This window comes from Kitasatospora sp. Root107, assembly GCF_001424875.1.
GTDB lineage: Bacteria > Actinomycetota > Actinomycetes > Streptomycetales > Streptomycetaceae > Kitasatospora.
Window position 1 is genome coordinate 1 of sequence record NZ_LMCT01000064.1, and the last position, 2,789, is coordinate 2,789.

Here is a 2,789-nt window from a genome sequence, read left to right on the forward strand (position 1 = left end):
ACGCCTGCAGCACCGCCCCGAAACCCTCAACGGCTTCACAGCCGGCACCGGCCTGACCCTCGACACCCCAGCATCCCCCTGACAAGCCGAAGTCAGTAACTATCACGCTCTCCGGCGACGAGGCGTTCGTGCTGTCCGACTGGCTGGACCGTATGGAGGGCTCCGCAGCCTTCGACGCGCTCGTCGGGGACCGGGCGGTGTGGTCCGCCCTGCACCGGATCTCCGGGACGCTCGACACGTCGCTGGTCGGGATCTTCGCTCCCGACTACGCGGAGCGGCTGGAAGCCGCCCGGCAGCGTCTCGTGACCCCTGACGGGTCGTAAGCGGCCCGGCCGACGGGGCCTCCGGTCAGAGGGACAGCGCCTCGCCGGGTACCAGGATGTGGACCCCGGTGTCGGGTGCCAGGTCGGCGGCGGCGTCCCGGTAGAGGTCGGGGCGGTTGCGGACCAGCTTGAGGACGGTCGCCTCGCGCAGTCGCCCCGCCGTGAAGGCGTAGTGGATCGGCACGGCCAGCCGGGGGCGCAGCGCGCGGGTCAGTTCGGCGGCCTGGGCCGCGTCCATCACCACCTGCCGGTTGAAGGCAGGCCGGATCCGCAGACCGTTGACGGGCAGCAGGGCCAGGTCGAGGCCGGGAAACCGCCGGGCGACCTCGTCGAGGGCGGGGATGCGCAGGGTGTCCGCCCCGAAGAACACCGAACTCCCGTCGTGCTGCAGGACGAAGGTGACTTCCGGGACGCCGTGCTGAGCAGGAGTGGCGGTGACCTTCACGGGCCCCAGCCGGGTGCTCTGCCAGGGGTCGAGCTCCGTGACGTCGGTGAAGCCAGCCGCACGGACGCGTCCGGCCAGACCCCGGACCACGGCGAACGGCACGGTCTTGTCGGGGTAGCCGGCCAGGGCGTCCAGATCACAGTGGTCGTAGTGACCGTGGCTGATGACGATCCCGGCCAGCGGCGGCAGTTCGGCCGCCGAGCGGACGGAGCGGGGTTCGCCCTGCTGGTATCCCCTGCGCTCGGACAGCCAGGGATCGGTGAGGATCCTGGCGCCGCCGAAGTCGATCAGGACGCTGGCGTGCACGACGCGTTGCACGGTGGTGGCCACTGTTCCCCCAAGTAGAAAGACAGCTGTCTACTGACGGCCATGAGTAGACACCTGTCCACTATGCTTGTCAACATGAGCACCGAACGACGACGCCCCAACCCACGCGGCGAGGGCGGCCGCCTGCGCGGCGACCTGATCGAGGCCGCAAGTCGCCTGCTGGAGGAGGGCGGTGGCGAACAGACCCTCTCCCTGCGCGCGGTGACCCGGCTGGCCGGCGTCGCCCCGCAGAGCGTCTACCTGCACTTCGCCGACCGGAAGGCCCTGCTCGTCGCGGTGTACGAGGCGCGGTTCGGCGAACTGCTCGACACGCTCACCGCCGCCACCGGCTCCGACACCCACCGCCGGCTGCGCGCGATCTGCCTGGCGTACTGCGGCTATGCGCAGCAACACCCGGGCCACTACCAGGTGTTGTTCGGCACAGCGGGATCGCCCGGCTGGGAGCCGGACGAGATGGCTGGCCTCCCCGCCCTCGAAGTACTGGACGCCGCAGTCCGGGCGTGCACCGCCGACACCGCCCCGGGCATCTCCGCCACCACGCTCTGCCTCTGGGCCGCCCTGCACGGGCTGACCGTCCTGCGCCGCGACCGGCCGAGCTTCCCCTGGCCGGACCTCGACGGCCTGGTCGACACCCTCCTCGCCGCCCACACCCCGCTGGCGACCGCCTGACCGAACCAACGCCCCCGCCCCGGCCGTGCGAAATCCGTTTCCCGACCGCTCCCCGCGCGTGGCAGGATGCCGCCATGTCGACCGAAGAAGCCCCCGCGACGCAGGCCGAGGCCGTGCGGGAGCTGCGGGAGTTCGCCCACACCTGGGTCGACGGGCGACGCGCCGAGCCGGCGACTCTCGTCGACGCCGCACTCCGCGCTCTCACCGCCGGCGCCGACACACCGTCACTGTGGCTGCTCGCCTGCCTGATGAGCGGCGAGCACGACCAGGCACCGGCCCTGTTCGGCCAGGTGATCGACGAGCTCGGCTTCGGCTTCCACCCGCCCGACGACTACTGGGCGGGCCGGCTCGCGCTCGCCCGCTGGTGGGCCGCCGAGATCGTCGGCGGATGGCTCGACCCCGCCGAGGGCGTCAGCATGATCGTCCACGAGGTCGCCGAGGTCTACGGCTGGTGCGAGGAACTGGAGCCCGCCGTCCACGCGGTGACGGAGTACTGGGAACGCGGCGGCCACCGGCCGTCCCCGGACGAGGTCACCGCGCACCTGACCGGGGTCGCCCGGGAACTCCTGGTCCGTATCCCGCCCCCGGCCGGCTGACCTGGGGTCAGTCTCCCAGGAACCACAGATACAGGTGCATCCCGCGCTCGACGACGTCGCACAACTCACGGGCCTCCGCGACCCAATCGCCTTCACAGGCGGCCGGCAGCCGGTCGAGTTCCGCCAGCAGCAGGGGTACCTGCCGACCGTTGAACATCGCGTCCCCGTCCGGGACCAGGGCGTGGAGCATCGGGAACTCGGCCGGGTCCAGCCGCGCGAAGGCGGCACTCCACTGCACCCCGGCCCTGGCACGGGCCACGGCATGCCCACTGTCGTCCCTCACCGCCAGATTGATCATCCGCCGACCGTACCGACATCGTCCCACAGCGGCTACTGACTTCGGCTTGTCAGGGGGATGCTGGGGTGTCGAGGGTCAGGCCGGTGCCGGCTGTGAAGCCGTTGAGGGTTTCGGGGCGGTGCTGCAGGCGT

5 protein-coding genes are annotated in these 2,789 nt (G+C 71.5%); 3 read left to right on the forward strand and 2 right to left on the reverse strand.

The features are described 5' to 3' along the window. Positions 1-128 precede the first annotated feature (128 nt). A complete protein-coding gene (locus tag ASC99_RS31225; RefSeq protein ID WP_235502855.1) occupies positions 129-323 on the forward strand; it encodes a hypothetical protein in 195 nt (64 codons plus the stop codon). A gap of 25 nt (positions 324-348) precedes the next feature. Here ASC99_RS31225 and ASC99_RS31230 read toward each other — a convergent pair whose 3' ends face one another. Further along, positions 349-1,098: an MBL fold metallo-hydrolase gene (locus ASC99_RS31230; protein ID WP_057238401.1), complete on the reverse strand. Its 750-nt coding sequence runs from the start codon at positions 1,096-1,098 to the stop codon at positions 349-351. A gap of 72 nt (positions 1,099-1,170) precedes the next feature. Between ASC99_RS31230 and ASC99_RS31235 the strand changes: the two genes are divergently transcribed. Next, positions 1,171-1,764, forward strand: coding sequence for a TetR/AcrR family transcriptional regulator (locus ASC99_RS31235; RefSeq protein WP_057238403.1), 594 nt, complete (start codon positions 1,171-1,173; stop codon positions 1,762-1,764). Between the two features lie 74 nt (positions 1,765-1,838). Then, on the forward strand, positions 1,839-2,360 hold the full coding sequence (locus tag ASC99_RS31240; RefSeq protein WP_057238405.1) for a hypothetical protein: 522 nt from the start codon (positions 1,839-1,841) through the stop codon (positions 2,358-2,360). Between the two features lie 7 nt (positions 2,361-2,367). On the opposite strand, the gene ASC99_RS31245 is transcribed toward ASC99_RS31240, so the two are convergent. Further along, positions 2,368-2,658 (reverse strand): hypothetical protein, encoded by a 291-nt coding sequence (locus tag ASC99_RS31245; protein WP_057238407.1) that lies wholly within the window; start codon positions 2,656-2,658, stop codon positions 2,368-2,370. Positions 2,659-2,789 lie beyond the last annotated feature (131 nt).